The 15,441-nt window shown below is 39.8% G+C and carries 20 protein-coding genes; 14 read left to right on the top strand and 6 right to left on the bottom strand.

The genetic code is table 11. The annotated features are described in order from the left end of the window. Positions 1-11 precede the first annotated feature (11 nt). The 7 genes from dmpG (at position 12) to PFZ69_RS05290 (ending at position 5,533) form a co-directional block, all read left to right on the top strand. The gene (gene dmpG / locus PFZ69_RS05320; protein WP_270179971.1) at positions 12-1,016 is read left to right on the top strand and encodes a 4-hydroxy-2-oxovalerate aldolase; all 1,005 of its coding nucleotides are present in this window, start codon (positions 12-14) and stop codon (positions 1,014-1,016) included. An 18-nt stretch (positions 1,017-1,034) separates the two neighbouring features. Beyond that, the gene (locus PFZ69_RS05315; RefSeq protein ID WP_270179970.1) at positions 1,035-1,823 is read left to right on the top strand and encodes a 2-keto-4-pentenoate hydratase; all 789 of its coding nucleotides are present in this window, start codon (positions 1,035-1,037) and stop codon (positions 1,821-1,823) included. Between the two features lie 5 nt (positions 1,824-1,828). Then, positions 1,829-2,029: a 2-hydroxymuconate tautomerase family protein gene (locus PFZ69_RS05310; RefSeq protein WP_270179969.1), complete on the top strand. Its 201-nt coding sequence runs from the start codon at positions 1,829-1,831 to the stop codon at positions 2,027-2,029. 60 nt (positions 2,030-2,089) lie between these two features. Continuing rightward, positions 2,090-2,665, top strand: coding sequence for an FAD synthetase family protein (locus PFZ69_RS05305; protein WP_270179968.1), 576 nt, complete (start codon positions 2,090-2,092; stop codon positions 2,663-2,665). 64 nt (positions 2,666-2,729) lie between these two features. After that, positions 2,730-3,755 (top strand): TRAP transporter substrate-binding protein, encoded by a 1,026-nt coding sequence (locus PFZ69_RS05300; RefSeq protein WP_270179967.1) that lies wholly within the window; start codon positions 2,730-2,732, stop codon positions 3,753-3,755. A 21-nt stretch (positions 3,756-3,776) separates the two neighbouring features. Beyond that, a complete protein-coding gene (locus PFZ69_RS05295) occupies positions 3,777-4,256 on the top strand; it encodes a TRAP transporter small permease (protein WP_270179966.1) in 480 nt (159 codons plus the stop codon). After that, positions 4,253-5,533, top strand: coding sequence for a TRAP transporter large permease (locus PFZ69_RS05290; RefSeq protein ID WP_270179965.1), 1,281 nt, complete (start codon positions 4,253-4,255; stop codon positions 5,531-5,533). Before PFZ69_RS05295 ends, PFZ69_RS05290 begins: the two co-directional genes overlap by 4 nt. 61 nt (positions 5,534-5,594) lie before the next feature. Here the strand turns inward: PFZ69_RS05290 and PFZ69_RS05285 are convergent, their stop codons facing one another. Beyond that, a complete protein-coding gene (locus PFZ69_RS05285; RefSeq protein WP_270179964.1) occupies positions 5,595-6,665 on the bottom strand; it encodes a DmpA family aminopeptidase in 1,071 nt (356 codons plus the stop codon). Between the two features lie 202 nt (positions 6,666-6,867). Here PFZ69_RS05285 and PFZ69_RS05280 point away from each other — a divergent pair, with 202 nt between their 5' ends. Then, positions 6,868-7,587, top strand: a complete 720-nt coding sequence (locus tag PFZ69_RS05280; RefSeq protein WP_270179963.1) for a YebC/PmpR family DNA-binding transcriptional regulator — start codon at positions 6,868-6,870, stop codon at positions 7,585-7,587. A gap of 39 nt (positions 7,588-7,626) precedes the next feature. Here PFZ69_RS05280 and PFZ69_RS05275 read toward each other — a convergent pair whose 3' ends face one another. Continuing rightward, positions 7,627-8,085: an NUDIX hydrolase gene (locus tag PFZ69_RS05275; protein ID WP_270180623.1), complete on the bottom strand. Its 459-nt coding sequence runs from the start codon at positions 8,083-8,085 to the stop codon at positions 7,627-7,629. A gap of 192 nt (positions 8,086-8,277) precedes the next feature. Between PFZ69_RS05275 and PFZ69_RS05270 the strand changes: the two genes are divergently transcribed. Together PFZ69_RS05270 and PFZ69_RS05265 are read left to right on the top strand one after the other, a co-directional pair. Then, positions 8,278-8,397 carry an FbpB family small basic protein gene (locus PFZ69_RS05270; protein WP_318246487.1) on the top strand — a complete coding sequence of 40 codons (120 nt, stop codon included), beginning with the start codon at positions 8,278-8,280 and terminating at the stop codon, positions 8,395-8,397. A 94-nt stretch (positions 8,398-8,491) separates the two neighbouring features. Further along, positions 8,492-9,133: an MOSC domain-containing protein gene (locus PFZ69_RS05265; protein ID WP_270179962.1), complete on the top strand. Its 642-nt coding sequence runs from the start codon at positions 8,492-8,494 to the stop codon at positions 9,131-9,133. Between the two features lie 143 nt (positions 9,134-9,276). Here the strand turns inward: PFZ69_RS05265 and PFZ69_RS05260 are convergent, their stop codons facing one another. Beyond that, positions 9,277-9,549: an HU family DNA-binding protein gene (locus tag PFZ69_RS05260; protein WP_270179961.1), complete on the bottom strand. Its 273-nt coding sequence runs from the start codon at positions 9,547-9,549 to the stop codon at positions 9,277-9,279. Positions 9,550-9,688: 139 nt separating this feature from the next. After that, positions 9,689-9,844: a Fur-regulated basic protein FbpA gene (locus PFZ69_RS05255; protein ID WP_270179960.1), complete on the bottom strand. Its 156-nt coding sequence runs from the start codon at positions 9,842-9,844 to the stop codon at positions 9,689-9,691. A gap of 144 nt (positions 9,845-9,988) precedes the next feature. Here PFZ69_RS05255 and PFZ69_RS05250 point away from each other — a divergent pair, with 144 nt between their 5' ends. After that, the gene (locus tag PFZ69_RS05250; RefSeq protein ID WP_270179959.1) at positions 9,989-10,189 is read left to right on the top strand and encodes a hypothetical protein; all 201 of its coding nucleotides are present in this window, start codon (positions 9,989-9,991) and stop codon (positions 10,187-10,189) included. Between the two features lie 9 nt (positions 10,190-10,198). Next, on the top strand, positions 10,199-10,954 hold the full coding sequence (locus PFZ69_RS05245) for a GNAT family N-acetyltransferase (protein ID WP_270179958.1): 756 nt from the start codon (positions 10,199-10,201) through the stop codon (positions 10,952-10,954). A gap of 32 nt (positions 10,955-10,986) precedes the next feature. Here the strand turns inward: PFZ69_RS05245 and PFZ69_RS05240 are convergent, their stop codons facing one another. Further along, positions 10,987-11,673, bottom strand: coding sequence for a TerC family protein (locus tag PFZ69_RS05240; RefSeq protein WP_270179957.1), 687 nt, complete (start codon positions 11,671-11,673; stop codon positions 10,987-10,989). A 398-nt stretch (positions 11,674-12,071) separates the two neighbouring features. Here PFZ69_RS05240 and PFZ69_RS05235 point away from each other — a divergent pair, with 398 nt between their 5' ends. Both PFZ69_RS05235 and PFZ69_RS05230 read left to right on the top strand, forming a co-directional pair. Further along, positions 12,072-13,427, top strand: a complete 1,356-nt coding sequence (locus PFZ69_RS05235; protein ID WP_333489730.1) for a PhoH family protein — start codon at positions 12,072-12,074, stop codon at positions 13,425-13,427. Between the two features lie 113 nt (positions 13,428-13,540). Then, the gene (locus PFZ69_RS05230; RefSeq protein ID WP_270179956.1) at positions 13,541-14,524 is read left to right on the top strand and encodes a S8 family peptidase; all 984 of its coding nucleotides are present in this window, start codon (positions 13,541-13,543) and stop codon (positions 14,522-14,524) included. 52 nt (positions 14,525-14,576) lie between these two features. On the opposite strand, the gene PFZ69_RS05225 is transcribed toward PFZ69_RS05230, so the two are convergent. Beyond that, the gene (locus PFZ69_RS05225) at positions 14,577-15,440 is read right to left on the bottom strand and encodes an ATP-binding cassette domain-containing protein (protein ID WP_270179955.1); all 864 of its coding nucleotides are present in this window, start codon (positions 15,438-15,440) and stop codon (positions 14,577-14,579) included. Position 15,441 lies beyond the last annotated feature (1 nt).

The following is a 15,441-nucleotide window of genomic DNA, read 5'->3' as shown; positions in this document are numbered from 1 at the left end:
GGAGAATCCAATTGAACCAACGTGAAGTATTCATTACAGAAGTAGCTCTCCGGGATGGAAGTCACGCAGTTGGTCATAGCTACTCGATTGAACAGGTTAAGTCAGTAGCACAAGCACTGGATGAGGCGAATGTGCCTTATATAGAAGTTTCACATGGAGACGGTCTGGGAGGCTCTTCGCTTCAATATGGCCTCTCGATGACAGATGAGATGGAGCTTATTTCAGCAGCAGTATCTGTCTGCAAGAATTCAAAAGTAGGTGTTTTGCTATTGCCAGGTATTGGCACAGTTGAACACTTAAGAGAAGCAGAGAATTTGGGGGCGAGAATGGCAAGAGTCGCAACCCATGTAACAGAAGCTGATGTGTCAAAACAACATATAGAAGTTGCAAAAAAGCTTGGAATGGAAACAGTAGGGTTTTTAATGATGGCCCATATGGTTTCTACTGAAAAACTGGTGGAACAGGCAAAATTAATGGAGAACTATGGAGCGGATACTGTTTACGTAGTAGATTCTGCAGGAGCATTGCTGCCTCATCAAGTAAAAGAACGTATTCGCGCTCTAAGAGAACACCTTACAATAAAGATTGGTTTTCACGGTCATAATAATCTTTCTCTTGCAATGGCAAATACACTTGCAGCTATAGAAGAAGGTGCTACGATGATCGATGGTAGCGTTCGTTGTCTTGGAGCTGGGGCAGGAAATACTCAGACGGAAGTACTTATCGCAGTCTTAGAGCGAATGAAGATTAAGACCGGTATTGATCTATATAAAATGATGGATCTGGCCGAAGACGTTGTTGCACCACTATTAGACAAGCCTCAAGAGATTTCAAAAGGAAGTCTGGTGCTTGGTTATGCCGGTGTTTACTCAAGCTTTCTGCTTCATGCTAACAGAGCAGCCAAAAAATTCAATGTGGATTCTAGAAATATTTTGGTGGAGCTTGGAAAGAGAAAGGTCGTTGGCGGTCAAGAAGATATGATTGTAGATGTTGCTAGAGAGCTGGCAAAAAAGTAAGTTGTAGGAGGTTAGATAGTGGAAACTAAGACACTGACTTTAAATCAGATTGCAGAACATATTGATACACATCAAGTAAAAGGTACTGAAATGGATAAAATTACGATTGATCACCCTTCTCTTACAGTGGAAGATGCCTATGAAATTCAAAAACTATGTATAGACCAAGCTGAATTAAGAGGAGAAACCATGGTTGGTTGGAAAATGGGACTAACCAGTAAAGCTAAGCAAGAATCCGTAGGGGTTAAGGAACCGATTTATGGACGTTTAACTAAAAAGATGGAAGTAACAGAGTCCGTTTTAAAACTTAATGGATTAATCCACCCTAGAGTAGAACCTGAAATCGCCTTCGTCATGAAGAAAGAACTTAAAGGAGATCATTTAACTCCAAAAGATATTTGGAGTGCAACAGAGTTTATCTTGCCTGCAGTTGAAATTATTGATAGTCGATATCGAAACTTTTCATTTACATTAGTTGACGTAGTAGCCGATAATGCATCATCTTCTAAATTTATTTTGGGTAACCAAGCTTATTCACCATTCCATACCTCGTTAAGCGATGTGAATGTAACGATGAAGCAGAATGGTGAGGAAGTTCAAAAAGGAAGTGGGGCAGCTGTTCTTGGACATCCCATAAAGTCTATTGTCGAACTTACCAGAATGATCAATAAAGAAGGTCTTTCTATCAAGCCAGGGATGGTTATTCTAACGGGTGGCATAACAGAAGCTGTTAAAGTATTCGACGGTGACGATATTACTGTTGACTTTGGCCCACTTGGTAAATTGAGTTTTGAAGTAAAAGGATAAAACATATGCCCATTACTCATATTCACATACTACAAGGTAGGAGTATTGAAGTGAAAAGGAAGTTGGTAAGAGAGGTTAGCCAGGCGATCAGTAAAAATCTTGATATTGATATAAATAAAGTACGCGTGATATTACAAGAAATCCCTGAAGAAAATTGGAGCGTGGGAGGATTAAGTAAAGCTGAAGAAAGAAAAAGTAATGAATAAATGCACAAAAAGGTTAGGGAATATTGTTTAGTCATTTAGTTCATAAAAGGGGGTGGAACGGTGGAAGTGCATCTTGAACGAGGACCACTGTTTTTAGGATCCGTAGTTTCTATAGGAGCTTTTGATGGCGTTCACAAAGGACATCAAAAAGTTATATCTCATGCAGTGAGTAGAGCAAAGGGATTAGGAGTACCGAGCCTTGTATATACCTTTGATCCTCCCCCTCGCTGTTTTTTTCAAAAAGCTCAAATGTTGACGACAGTAGAAGAGAAGTTAGCTCGTTTTGAAGCGCTCAGGGTCGACCATGTTGTGGTAGCAAAATTTGATGAATTTTATATCAACAGAACTTCAGAAAGCTTTATTGAAGAATTGGGAGAGTACAATCCTCTAGAAATTCATGTGGGAAGGGACTTCCGCTTTGGAAAAAAACGAGCTGGAGATTTAAATCTCTTAGCCAGGCACTTTAAAGTCGAACCTACTAATACCGTCCGCTGTTCAAATGGTGATGTTATTTCTTCAACTAGGATTCGAAACCATCTATCTCAAGGGAAAGTCCAAGAAGCTTTAACTCTATTAGGTTGGTCTTATTCAAATCGCAGTCGAAAACAGTTAGTAAGCAACACCAGTACTGCTTAATCCATTGAAAAAAGTGAAAGCGCTTTATATTAATGAACCTATTAAACTATTTGGGGGAAATGAGATGAAGAAGATAAAAAAATGGAGTGTATTCCTTTTGTCAATTTCACTTATGATTTTCTCACTTACAGGGTGTAATGATTCTGAGTCGGTTGGTACTGCTACTTCAGGAGATGGAGCTGGCAAAACGTATAACTTCAAGCTAGCGCATATTACTCCGCCTACGCATATGTGGCATAAAGCGGCAGAAAAATTTAAAGAAGAACTCGAAACACGTTCAGACGGAAGAATGAAGATGGAAATCTATCCTTCAAGTCAGCTTGGAAGTGAAGCAGACATGGTCGAGCAAATAGCAGCAGGGTCTGTCGATTTTGGCTTTATTACAGCAGCTTATATGAGTTCACGTGAACCGGCGTTTGCAGCTTGGTTTACTCCATACGCATTTGAAGATCTAAACGAAGCTAATGCAGAAAGAGACTCAGAAATTGCAAAAAAAATATTAGGGACGCTGGATCAGCAAGGATTAGTAGGATTAGATTATCTCTTTGCGGGTCAACGTGTAATGTTATTTAAGGATAAAGAAGTTAAAACAACAGCGGATATGGATGGTTTAAAACTTCGGGTTACGCCAAGTCCTCCAATGCAAGATTTTTATAAGGCTACAGGAGCTTCAACTGAAGGCCTTCCATTGCCGGAAGTATACTCAGCTGTGCAAACTGGGGTTATCGATGGGATGGATATGGATTTAGACGCAGCTATTACAAATAAGTACTATGAAGTTGTTAAACATGGTGCTGTTACAAATCATATGGTCTGGCCGTCTGTCGCAATGGTGAATAAATCTACTTTTGAAGGAATGTCCGAAGAAGACCAGCAAATTATCAAGGAATCTATTGCAGCAGCCGCTGAGTACGCTGCTGTGACAAGAGCAGGACAAGAGGAAGAGTTTAAACAGCAACTTAAGGATAATGGGATGAATATCTACGAACTAGACTCCTCAGTGTTTGAAGAGCAGAAGAAGATGTTTGATGAGAAGTATGGACCAACAAATCCATTGATTCAAGAATTCATTGATACGTTCCGCAACTAGTTATAACAGGGGGTCACTAAAATGAAACTGATAAGCCATGGTATATCTAGAATAGAAAAAAATCTTTCGGTTATCCTGATGTTTTCTATGGCAATCGTCGTTACTCTCGCTGTAGCTTTTAGATATGTACTGAATGCACCATTGTCGTGGGCGGGAGAAGTTTCTGTTTTTCTTCTTATTTGGATAAGTTTTATAGGTGGCAGCTTGGGACTTAAATATAAATCTCAAGCTGCAGTTACAATCGTTTTAGATTATGCTCCAAAAAAGATTAAAAAAATATTATTAATTTCAGGGCATATAATTATGCTCCTTTTTCTCATTTTACTGATTATTTATAGCTTTAAGTGGATTACTTCGCCGAGTGTAGCATTTCAAAAATCCACAGCTATGTTGTTGCCAATGTGGATTCCCTATTTAGCCGTTCCACTCGGATTAACCTTTTCAGCAATTCATCTACTCTCAAATTTAATGGACATCGTGAGAAAGAAAGGTGAACTATGACAATACTAATTGTTATTCTATTTTTTGTGTTGCTTTTTATGGCCATTCCTATTTCACTGGTTCTTGGTATTACAACAATTCTTTATTTCTTTCTCGTGGGGAATACCACGTTGCTCGAGTCAACACCTATGCGCTTATATTCGGGACTTGATAATTTTGGATTATTGGCTATCCCGCTATTCATGCTTGCTGGAGAATTGATGAATGGTGGAGGGATTACAAAGAGGCTCGTCACATTTGCAAGAGTTCTATTTGGACATGTTAGAGGAGGCCTTGCTTATGTAACAGTAGTTGCGAACATGTTCTTAGCATCAATCCTTGGATCAGCCAATGCTCAAGCGGCCATGATGAGTAAAGTGATGGTTCCAGAGATGGAAAAGGAAGGGTATAACAAAGAGTTTTCATCAGCACTTACACTTGCTTCATCTATTGTTGCGCCAATCATACCACCGAGCATGATTTTTATAATATATGGTACTCTGTCGGGTACTTCAATCGGTGGACTATTTATGGCAGGTATAATCCCTGGGATTTTATATGGGATAGGTTTTATTTCTCTTATTGCGTTCATTGGCTATAAATACAACTTTAAAAAAACCACAAAAGCCACTGGGAGAGAAATATTCAAAAGTACGTTGAATGTACTCCCGGCGCTTCTTGTACCATTTATTATTATTGCAGGTATTTTAAGTGGCGCTTTTACTGCAACTGAATCTGCTGCAATAGCCTCAGTGGTTGCATACTTGGTAGGAGCTCTACTCTATAGAGAACTAACTTTCAATAAAATCCCAGGTATATTAATCAATACGGTTATAGCTACTGCCACAGTTACATTTCTAATTGCGATGGCTAACATATTTGGATGGATGATAGCCTTTGAACAAATTCCACAAGCTATTGTATCCGCTATGACAACTTTGTCTGATAATCCTTTTGTATTTTTATTCCTTGTAAATATACTATTGTTGTTACTAGGAGCTGTACTTGATGGCATCGCTGCTTTAATTATTCTTGTGCCAGTATTTATGCCGCTGCTCACAGCTTTTGAAATAGACCCTATTCATTTTGGGGTAATCATTTGTATTAATTTGACGATTGGATTATTGACACCACCAGTTGGTACAGGGTTATTTATTGTATCTTCGATTGCAGAAGTACGCTTCGAAAAGCTTGTGAAATCCACAATGCCTTTCTTAATTATGGGAATACTTATCTTGTTTGTCATTACATATTGGGAGGGGGCAGTATTGCTCATTCCAAATTGGCTGGGGCTTTAAAACTAAACAACAAAAATCAAAAAAACCATTGATAGATTCCAATGGTTTTTTTGCGTGTATTTTATCTAGAATAATTCATTCGGATATCAAACTCCTCTAACAAATCCTTTAATGCTGGTCGCTCGTTTCCGTCTCTACCTACAACATGTGTTGCCTGTGTTAGTGAATTTAGCACCGCTTCTTCAGTAGCTTCACCTACCGCTCGGAATGCTAGGTCGATGTCTTCTTCGTGGATCGTTTGAAGTTGTAACGGTTCTGAAGATCTCTCGTGTGGAATCTTGTTTGCTGTAGAAAATCCAATGATGATTTCGCCGCTTCCAGTAGTAATGATGGAACCTGTCCTCGATAAGCCCGTTACGGATCGTTTGATGATCCGATTTAGCTGTCGCTCCGAAACAGGAAGGTCTGTGGCAACGATCACCATAATTGAACCCTTGTCTTTTTCTTCCCATTTATGTAATAGATTTGCTTTGAGCTCTTCACCGATTGCTTTTCCATCGATACGCAGGTCTCGTAATATACCGAAATTGGTTACGACAAGAACACCTAGTGTATAGGTGCCATGCGCCATTTCCATCATTCTAGATGAAGTTCCAACCCCACCTTTTAACGAGTAACAAAGCATACCAGTACCTGCTCCAACTGCGCCTTCTTCTACATGTGTAGAAGCGTTAGAAATTGCTTCAAAAACATGTTCTTTCTTCACGTATTTTGCTCGGATATTGTTAAGAAACATGTCATTGCATTCTCCAATGACAGGATTGACCGTTCCTGTTGAATGACCGATTTCAGGGCATCGATCGAGCATGTATTCGATGAGTGCATCTGATGCTGTTCCAATGCTAAGTGTGTTTGTTAACAGAATTGGCGTTTCCAATGTTCCAAGTTCGGTCATTTGAATCGTACCCATGGTTTTTCCAAAACCATTGATCACATGAGTAGAAGCCATGCATTTTTCTCTAAATGTATTCCCTTGATGGGGAAGGATAGCTGTTACGCCAGTTTGCATCTCACCGTTACTTAACGTAGCATGTCCAACTGTAACCCCTGTCACGTCGGTTATAGAATTTAGCGGTCCCGTTTTTAATTCTCCTATAGAAATACCATAATCTCTTACTCTTTGATTCTGCATTTTACCCCACCTTTCTAATTACCATCATACTCTTCTTGTACAAAAAGGAAACGGTTATCCTGCTGCCATTTCTAAAGGTGAATCTCAATAAGCGGTCACTACGATGTGCTATAATTAATAGAGAAGTGTTAGTGTATTTTCATGAAAGTGTTCATAACCATGAAATAGTGGGTAAGATTAAGTCGAAAGAGAGTGGAACGTAATGGGACGAAAATGGAATAACATTAAAGAAAAAAAAGCTTCAAAAGATGCAAATACGAGTAGAATTTATGCCAAGTTCGGTCGTGAAATATATGTAGCAGCTAAGCAGGGAGAGCCAGACCCAGTAGCAAACCAGGCACTACGACTAGTACTAGAACGTGCGAAAACATACAATGTTCCAAAAGCAATCATCGATCGTGCGATTGAGAAAGCAAAAGGCGGATCTGAAGAAAACTATGACAACCTTCGTTATGAAGGATTTGGCCCAGACGGTTCGATGTTGATCGTAGAGACACTAACAAACAACGTGAACCGTACTGCTTCAGATGTGAGAGCGGCTTTTGGAAAAAACGGTGGAAACATGGGTGTGAATGGTTCTGTAGCTTATATGTTTGATCCGACAGCTGTATTTGGTATCGAAGGAAAAACGGCTGACGAACTGCTTGAGCTATTGATGGAAGCAGACATCGACGTTAGAGATTTACTAGAAGAAGAGGATGCTGTGATCATCTATGCTGAACCTGATCAGTTTCATGCAGTTCAGGAAGCGCTGAAAAACGAAGGAATCACTGAATTTACTGTTGCGGAATTAACAATGCTCCCTCAAAATGAGGTCGACCTTCCAGCAGAGTCACAGGAACAATTTGAAAAACTAGTAGACGTGCTCGAAGATCTTGAAGATGTACAGCAGGTATACCACAACGTTAATTTAGGAGAGTAACTGTAGACAAACAGCCTGGCGAATTGCCAGGCTGTTTGTTTATTTTGTAGAGATGGTTACGTAATCAGAAATCATTCTTCGATGACTACCGACCATATTATCAGGTAGAGAGGTTGGGTCAAAAAACGCATAGGACAAGCTTTCTTCTTGTTTTGAAGTCAATTGACCAGTGTAATGATCCGTATGATAGGCAGCTGTGACAGAGTAAAACTCATCTCCATTATCAGCTACAGTAAAAAACTCTGAACCAGAGTACATTTGAAAAAGAGTGAGTGAACGTATTCGTAATCCTGTTTCCTCCTTCGCTTCACGAATAGCGGTTTCTTCTGTAGATTCTCCAGGCTCCATCAACCCACCAGGTAACCCCCAGCGTTTTTTCTTTTCATTCCTTTGTTGCAATAGAATAGCCCCTTCTTTATTACGAATGATCACGACTGACCCCACTAGGATAAGAGGGCGTTTACCTACGAGGCTTCGTAATTCCTCAACGTATCCCATCATAAAAAACCCCTTTCTCTCATCATTATAAATGAAAAAAAGAACCTTAAAAGAACAAGGTTATATTAGAAAAAAAGATGAATAAACTAAATTATGTGTTAATTTTCATAAAATTTTAACAATTAGTAAACTTATCTTATGTATTGCTGATGTATAATCATTAGCATACAGACAGAAAGTTGGTGGGTTATTGTGAAAAAGCACAAGAAATTAACGTTTAAACAGCTTGTCGAGCAAAATAAAGCAGAGCTTCTTAAAAATGAGAAGGAGTTAGCAGAAATAGAAAAGCGTCTAGATGATAAGCATTCATAATGAAAAGCAGTCCTTTTTCGGGACTGCTTTTTCATTTTCAAACATTCTAGAAATGGAAATTTATGCTACGATTAGAGAGGAGGGAGGTAAGACTATGAAAAATCTAATCAGCGTAAATGTTGGGAAGCCTGTTGAAATCAGTTACAAAGGAAATGTGATGGAATCAGGTATTATAAAAACATCTACTCATGAGCCGGTTTATGTATCTACAGTGCAGGTAGAAGGGGATGGACAGGCTGATCGTGTTCATCATGGTGGACCTGAGAAAGCGATCTGTGTATACCCTTATGAGCATTATCCTTACTGGGAAGAGAAGTTGAGTCGTAAACTATCTCCTGGAGCATTTGGCGAGAATTTTACCATCTCCGGTTTAGATGAAAATGAGGCGAGAATTGGTGATATCTACTGTATAGGAGAAATCTTAGTACAAGTAAGCTTACCAAGGAAACCGTGTTATAAACTCGCAAGTAAGTTCCGTGTTGACGACATGGTAAAACAAGTAACTGACAATGGATTTAGCGGATATTATCTAAGAGTTCTTCAGGAAGGTTATGTATCTGCTGGTGAAAAGGTAAGCATTCACAAAAGGCCAGATCATGATGTGAGTGTTGCGATGGTAAATCGTCTAACATACCATGACAGAAAAGATCGGAAGGGTCTTGAGCAGGCGATGCTAGCGAAAGAGCTTTCAGAGGATTGGTATAACAAGCTTAATAAACAGTTAAGCGCGCTCTAGGGCGCGCTCGTTATTTTTTTGCCATCCGATAATAAAAATAACATAGCATCACGATTGTTGCCGCAGTTACTACATATTTTACGATATCCATATGGACTCCTTAATAGAAAAGGCTGGAATCAAATGATTCCAGCTTTTTAGGTTTAGACTACTTTTTCTTTTAGTGCTTTACCTGGTTTGAAAGCAGGTGTTTTTGAAGCTTGGATGAAGATTTCTTCTCCAGTTTGCGGGTTACGCCCTTTACGAGCGGAACGTTCTCTTACTTCGAAGTTACCAAAGCCAACGAGTTGAACTTTTTCACCTTTTGCGAGTGCCTCAGCAATCGTATCCATCAATGTGTCTATCACTCTTGCAGTATCCTTCTTTGACATCTCAGCTCTCTCAGCAACGGTGTGTAGTAGTTCTGCTTTATTCATAGTAAATCATCCTTTCTAACATTACTAGTTTATCTATCTATGTCTTAAGCTTGGACATATCACGTTTATTCTATACATATATTTTTAATTTATTTCGTGATTAACATAAAAAAAGAGATTCAGTTAGAATCTCTTCGAATTAGTAATTTAGCTGTTTGTACTCTTTCTCAAGGTCTGTCAAAGTGCACTGGTAAAGGTGTTGATCAGAAGTGGAGTATGCACCTGCTTCAACCAGCTTTGAAATGTAAAAGTGTTTCCGTTGTTCAATGGCTTTTCTTAGCTGATTCGCTTCCAAGAGTACACCTCCCTTAATGGTTCTTTTATTCCCAGTATGTCCTTGAATAATGTATTCTAATCAAAAACTGAATGTGACAATTTGGACATTTTACAGGTTTATTATGGGTGGCATGAAGAATACATAAGTAAAGGGGGAGATCTAATGATAAAGACGTGTTTATTCTGTAAAAAAGAATATGAAATTAAACCTGGCCATCCCCAATACCGTAAACTGCTAAGAAATAAGTCGTCTTCATTCACATGCGAAAACTGCAACCGAAACCTTCAGATGGAAGCCTCAGCAACCACCGGGCTCAAACCAGAAGACATTGAAACAGATCATGATCGACTGTTAAAAAAGTAGGTGTACGAAATGTTAGAAAAGATCGAAGCGCTTCAATGGGACTATGAACCATCGTTTGTACCTGAATGTATTCGCTTTGTTTTAAAAGAAGACCTAATTATGATAAAAAACTTGAATTCTACGAGTCTTCATGCGAACAGAGTGGTTAGGTACAAGCAATCTGTTGATGATGTTGCCTCTGTATTTCAGTATTTTGAGGGACGGCCCTTTTCTTGGTGGGTCATAGATAATCCAGACCTTGAAACGAAGCTGAAAGAGCTTGGAATGAGCCACTATGATACATATGTTGGTTTAGCAAAGCCAATAGAAGATGTTGTAGAAAGACCGTCACATTTTCTTATTAAAAATGTAGAAACAAAAGAAGATGTGTTCTTACACGCTAAACTAAGCAGTGAAGTATGGGGTTATGACCAAAATAGTTTAGAAGCAGCGTATAAAGAGAGAGTGAGCTACTTAAACCTTCCTGATCGTCGAGGAGGATTTATAGTAGCATTCGATGATGAGAAGCCGGTAGGCTACTCAAGCTATCGCTATAGTCATGACGGTCTTACTCTTTATATGACTGGTGCTGGTGTGTTGCCGTCATACAGAGGAAGAGGGATTTACCGAAAGATGGTGGAAGATCGACTAGTGGAAGCTAGAGAGAAAGGGAGCCGTTTTGCCGTTACGCAAGCGAGACTTGGAACCTCAGAACCTGTTTTGAGAAAGCTAGGGTTTCAAGAACATGGCATATTTAAGCAGTATATTAGTGAAGAGAAAACATAAGAAAAGAGCTCTGGTCCGCCCAGAGCTCTTCATTAATGTTCACGAGCAATCTCGTGGTTTGACGAAGTTGACTTCAGTTTGCCTGCAAGAAGCACTAAAGCTGTTACTAGTATCATAAAGGTCCACTCGATGAACGCATTGTGATTGATAAAGTCACCGATAAAAGGCTCGTGTAGAATCATCTTAGAAGCTGTCCATGCAAGAACTCCCGCTCCGATGAAGATGATAACTGGATATTTCTCCATGAGCTTAAGAATAAGTGTGCTTCCCCAAACGACGATTGGAATACTTATGATCAATCCGATGACAACAAGTAGGAAATCTCCGTTTGCCGCACCTGCAACTGCGATCACATTATCAAGGCCCATAGCAGCATCAGCAATGATGATCGTACGGACAGCCGCCCACAAGTTACTTGCTGATTTTACTTCTTCATCTTCCTCTTCCTCATTCAATAGTTTATATGCAATCCAGAGTAATACGACTCCTCCGATAAGAAGGAGACCAGGTATTTTTAGCAACCAAACGACTAGGAGTGTTGCAACTGAACGAATAACAATTGCACCAAGTGCGCCTAACCAAATGACTTTCTTTTGCTGTTGCTCTGGTAAGTTACGAGCAGCCATACCGATAAGAACGGCGTTGTCACCAGCAAGTACGATATCGATCATAATGATGCTCAGCAACGCCATAAAAAATTCTGCTGAAAATAAATCCATGAATACACCTTCCTCATAAAAATGATAGCAAATAAAAAAATCCTGCCATGACGACGGACAGGATGATAAAGAAGGGTCCTTTGTCCGGCATGCGGGCAAAGGTCTCGCTAACAGTCTGATAGACTGCCAGTGTGGCCGGAGAAACATCGTTTCTCGTCATGACGACCATACTGTAGCTAGCTACTCCCCTTTGAACGATATAATGTTTAGCACCGTTTCATTATACAATCCTTTCTATGAATGCGCAATGTGAAGTTTTCTAATGTGAAAATATAGTAAACTTCATTTGAGTTATGTAAAGGTGCTAGGTTGTGCTCCCTCTTATCTGGAATAATGAACTTGAGAGGATAACGTATCTTTTCAGTCTTTCTATTTCACTTGAAAAAGGAGCTGTTCTGTTGTTGAAAACCTTTGTTCTAGACACCAATATTCTTTTGCACGATGCTCATTCCATCTTTCAATTTGGAGAGAATGAAGTGGTTATTCCTGCGATCGTTCTCGAGGAAATCGATTCCAAGAAGCGACTTATGAATGAAGTGGGCAGAAACGCACGTGAATTTGGAAGAATATACAAAGAACTTCGAAATGAAAATAAAGGTAGACTAGATCAGCCGATCGCTCTTGATTCAGGAGGATCATTTAGAATAGAGCTTAACCATCGTTCTTTTGAAAAGCTTCAAAGTGAGTTCAGAGAGGATTCCAATGATAACCGAATCATTGCAGTTGCGATTAACTTAAGCTACGAAGCATCTAGAGAAGTTACGTTAGTTTCAAACGACATGCTTATGATTGCGAAAGCTGATGCGCTAAAGAAATCGCTTGATCTTTCTACGTTCTTCCCGGAACTATATGAAAGTGACCGTTTAATTCAAGACATCGATCGATTACATAAAGGATATGTAGAAATAAGCGTTCCACCAGATCTCATCAATGCACTTTATGAAGAAGAGCTACTTCTTGAAAGTTTACGTGATTACGTAGAGGGCGAGGTCTATCCTCAAGACTTTATCATCATGAAGGATCTGTTCGGTAGCAAGCATTCAGGAATTGGAAAAGTCGTTATGGGAGATCATGGCTTGGTTGTGAAAGGAATCCAAAAGGATTCTTATAATGCCTGGGGAATTTCGCCGAAGAATGTGCAACAGCGCATGTTGATGAATTTGTTATTTGATAAGACTGTATCATTGGTCTGTGTCACTGGAAGGGCAGGAACAGGAAAAACGCTCCTTGCACTCGCTGCAGGTCTCAGTCAAACAGAGGATGAGCAATTTTATCAGAAGATCTTAATCTCGAAGCCGGTCGTACCCGTTGGAAACGATATTGGCTTCCTTCCTGGTGAAAAGGAAGATAAATTGCGACCGTGGATGCAGCCGATCTTCGATAATCTAGAATTTCTTTTTGATACACGAACGGAAGCTGAACTAGAGAATATTTTATCAGGTCTTCATACACTGAAAATAGAAGGGTTAACATACATTCGAGGCAGAAGCATTCCAAATCAATTCATCATTATAGATGAAGCACAGAATTTATCTCCTCATGAAGTGAAAACGATCTTGACCAGGGTCGGCGAAGGGACAAAAATCGTGTTGATCGGTGATCCGGATCAAATCGATCATCCTTACCTTGACTCAGTTAACAATGGACTGACGTACGCTGTAGAACGGTTGAAACAAGAAGACGAAGTAGGCATCGCACAGCTTTCAAATACAGAGCGCAGCAGCCTTGCTGAGAAAACAGCCCGCCTCTTATAGGTCTAAGGAATCAGTCGCATCTCGAAAAAAGGAAAGAATTAGCACATATAGGACTGGACAAAAACGCCCTTTTTATCAGATAATTCTGTTAACGTCTCGTGAAGGGGGTACTTATGAACGAGGTAAAACTAATACCATTTGAAGTAAATGAAGTAGTCAGTAAAGCTGATGAGGCTTATCCAGACGGTGTAGAGATGATTCAGGCTCCTGAAATTTGGGAGGAATCTGATCGTGGAAGAAACAGAATAGTGGCTGTAGTCGACACGGGATGCCAAGTTGATCATCCTAACCTCAAGTCTAGAATTATTGGTGGAAAGAACTTTACGAAAGATTATAATGCGGACCCGGATAACTATGATGATAACAATGGGCATGGCACTCATGTGGCTGGAACGATCGCCGCTGAGAAGGGTGCGGACGGAATCGTAGGGGTTGCTCCAGAAGCAAAGCTTCTAATCGTGAAGGTATTGAATGGTGAGGGAAGTGGCACGTACGAATCCATCATAAGCGGAATTCGTTATGCGATCGATTGGGAGGGCCCTAACGGTGAAAAGGTGAATGTTATTTCGATGTCGTTAGGTGGCCCATCTGACTTACCAGAGCTTCATGAAGCGATAAAAGACGCGATCGATCAAAACATATCGGTTGTATGTGCGGCAGGGAATGAAGGAGATGCAAGAGCTGACACACCAGAATATGCTTATCCTGGAGCTTATAACGAAGTGATCGAGGTAGGTGCTTCATCTTTTAGTCGTACGCTAGCACCATTTTCAAATACGAACGATGAGATCGACCTTATTGCACCTGGTGTCGATATTCTCTCTACTTTCCCTGAAAGCAAATACGCAGTGTTGTCTGGTACCTCAATGTCAGCACCGCATGTATCTGGAGCGTTAGCACTGTTAATGAATTTATCTGAGAAAGAATTTAACAGAACGCTAACGGAACCTGAAATCTATGCCCAGCTCATCAAGCGGACTGTTCCGATCGGATATCGGAATAGTGCAGAAGGAAATGGTCTTCTTGCGCTAAACCTTGTTAAACAGCTTGAAGAGCTGTTTAACATTTACACAACTGCTTGGAATTCAAAAAGATAAATGTAAAAAACCTCCTAATTGTTAGGAGGTTTTTTAATGATGAATGTATTCGTTAGAACTGGTTATGTTCAAGTAACGCATTATATTTTCGAATAAAATACGCATCTTCAATGCTGGTTGAAACCAACGTGAAGGATTTGAATGGCTTTGATTCTGATAGATACTTTACGATGATACCATCTTCAACTCGCTTCATATACGTGATTCGATTCGTATCCAGGCCATGGACTTCGGTGTGCTTCACTTTACCTTGCCAAACTCGAATCGCATTGCTCTTCCAACAATTCACTGTACCATCGAAAAGAACCTGTCCTTCACTAAGCCAAATAATGTTATCAGCAATTTCTTCCCATTCATTTAGATCATGCGTTGCGACGAGAACGATCTTATTTGTTCCATACCGTGACAAGAGAGAGACTACGTTCTTCCTTTCTTGACTGTCCAAGTAATTTAAAGGTTCATCGAGTAGTAGAAAGGAAGGCGAATCTAGAAGTGCTTGTGCGATCCCTACTCGTTGCTTCATGCCTTGAGAAAGAGATTTTATCTTGTTCTTTTTTACATCCGCAAGGTTCATAGCTTGAATCGATGCTTCTACTGCTTTCGTATTTGATATCCCTTTTAATTCGCTCATGTAATTCAAGAACTGCTTCGTCTTCATTTCTTCATACAATTCTACACCTGTTGGAAGAAAGCCGATTTGTTTACGAATATAAGGTAATGCTTCACTTACCGTTTTTCTTCCATACGAAATGGTGCCACGATGTGGCTTTAGAGCTGTGGCGAGGAGTTGAAGGAAAGTAGATTTTCCAGCTCCGTTCTTTCCTACTAAGATGGTGATACCAGAATTAAGTTGTAAATGGTGAACGTTTAAAGTGAAACTTTTCCTAGCGTATGTTAGTTGATCAATTAATATCATC

The organism is Alkalihalobacillus sp. CinArs1 (assembly GCF_947387515.1).
Lineage (GTDB): Bacteria > Bacillota > Bacilli > Bacillales > Guptibacillaceae > Guptibacillus.
The sequence above is the reverse complement of the archived record's forward strand: the minus strand, read 5'-3'. Positions and strand labels throughout refer to the sequence as shown.

What these genes read in the sequence shown, in the direction of transcription:
- PFZ69_RS05275 (WP_270180623.1), bottom strand. Translation starts at nt 8,085, where the DNA reads ATGGGATACGTTGAGGAATTACGAAGCCTCGTAGGTAAACGCCCTCTT.
- PFZ69_RS05310 (WP_270179969.1), top strand. Translation starts at nt 1,829, where the DNA reads ATGCCCATTACTCATATTCACATACTACAAGGTAGGAGTATTGAAGTG.
- PFZ69_RS05290 (WP_270179965.1), top strand. Translation starts at nt 4,253, where the DNA reads ATGACAATACTAATTGTTATTCTATTTTTTGTGTTGCTTTTTATGGCC.
- PFZ69_RS05245 (WP_270179958.1), top strand. Translation starts at nt 10,199, where the DNA reads ATGTTAGAAAAGATCGAAGCGCTTCAATGGGACTATGAACCATCGTTT.
- PFZ69_RS05240 (WP_270179957.1), bottom strand. Translation starts at nt 11,673, where the DNA reads ATGGATTTATTTTCAGCAGAATTTTTTATGGCGTTGCTGAGCATCATT.
- PFZ69_RS05265 (WP_270179962.1), top strand. Translation starts at nt 8,492, where the DNA reads ATGAAAAATCTAATCAGCGTAAATGTTGGGAAGCCTGTTGAAATCAGT.
- PFZ69_RS05250 (WP_270179959.1), top strand. Translation starts at nt 9,989, where the DNA reads ATGATAAAGACGTGTTTATTCTGTAAAAAAGAATATGAAATTAAACCT.
- PFZ69_RS05280 (WP_270179963.1), top strand. Translation starts at nt 6,868, where the DNA reads ATGGGACGAAAATGGAATAACATTAAAGAAAAAAAAGCTTCAAAAGAT.
- PFZ69_RS05225 (WP_270179955.1), bottom strand. Translation starts at nt 15,440, where the DNA reads ATGATATTAATTGATCAACTAACATACGCTAGGAAAAGTTTCACTTTA.
- PFZ69_RS05260 (WP_270179961.1), bottom strand. Translation starts at nt 9,549, where the DNA reads ATGAATAAAGCAGAACTACTACACACCGTTGCTGAGAGAGCTGAGATG.
- PFZ69_RS05300 (WP_270179967.1), top strand. Translation starts at nt 2,730, where the DNA reads ATGAAGAAGATAAAAAAATGGAGTGTATTCCTTTTGTCAATTTCACTT.
- PFZ69_RS05295 (WP_270179966.1), top strand. Translation starts at nt 3,777, where the DNA reads ATGAAACTGATAAGCCATGGTATATCTAGAATAGAAAAAAATCTTTCG.
- PFZ69_RS05230 (WP_270179956.1), top strand. Translation starts at nt 13,541, where the DNA reads ATGAACGAGGTAAAACTAATACCATTTGAAGTAAATGAAGTAGTCAGT.
- PFZ69_RS05285 (WP_270179964.1), bottom strand. Translation starts at nt 6,665, where the DNA reads ATGCAGAATCAAAGAGTAAGAGATTATGGTATTTCTATAGGAGAATTA.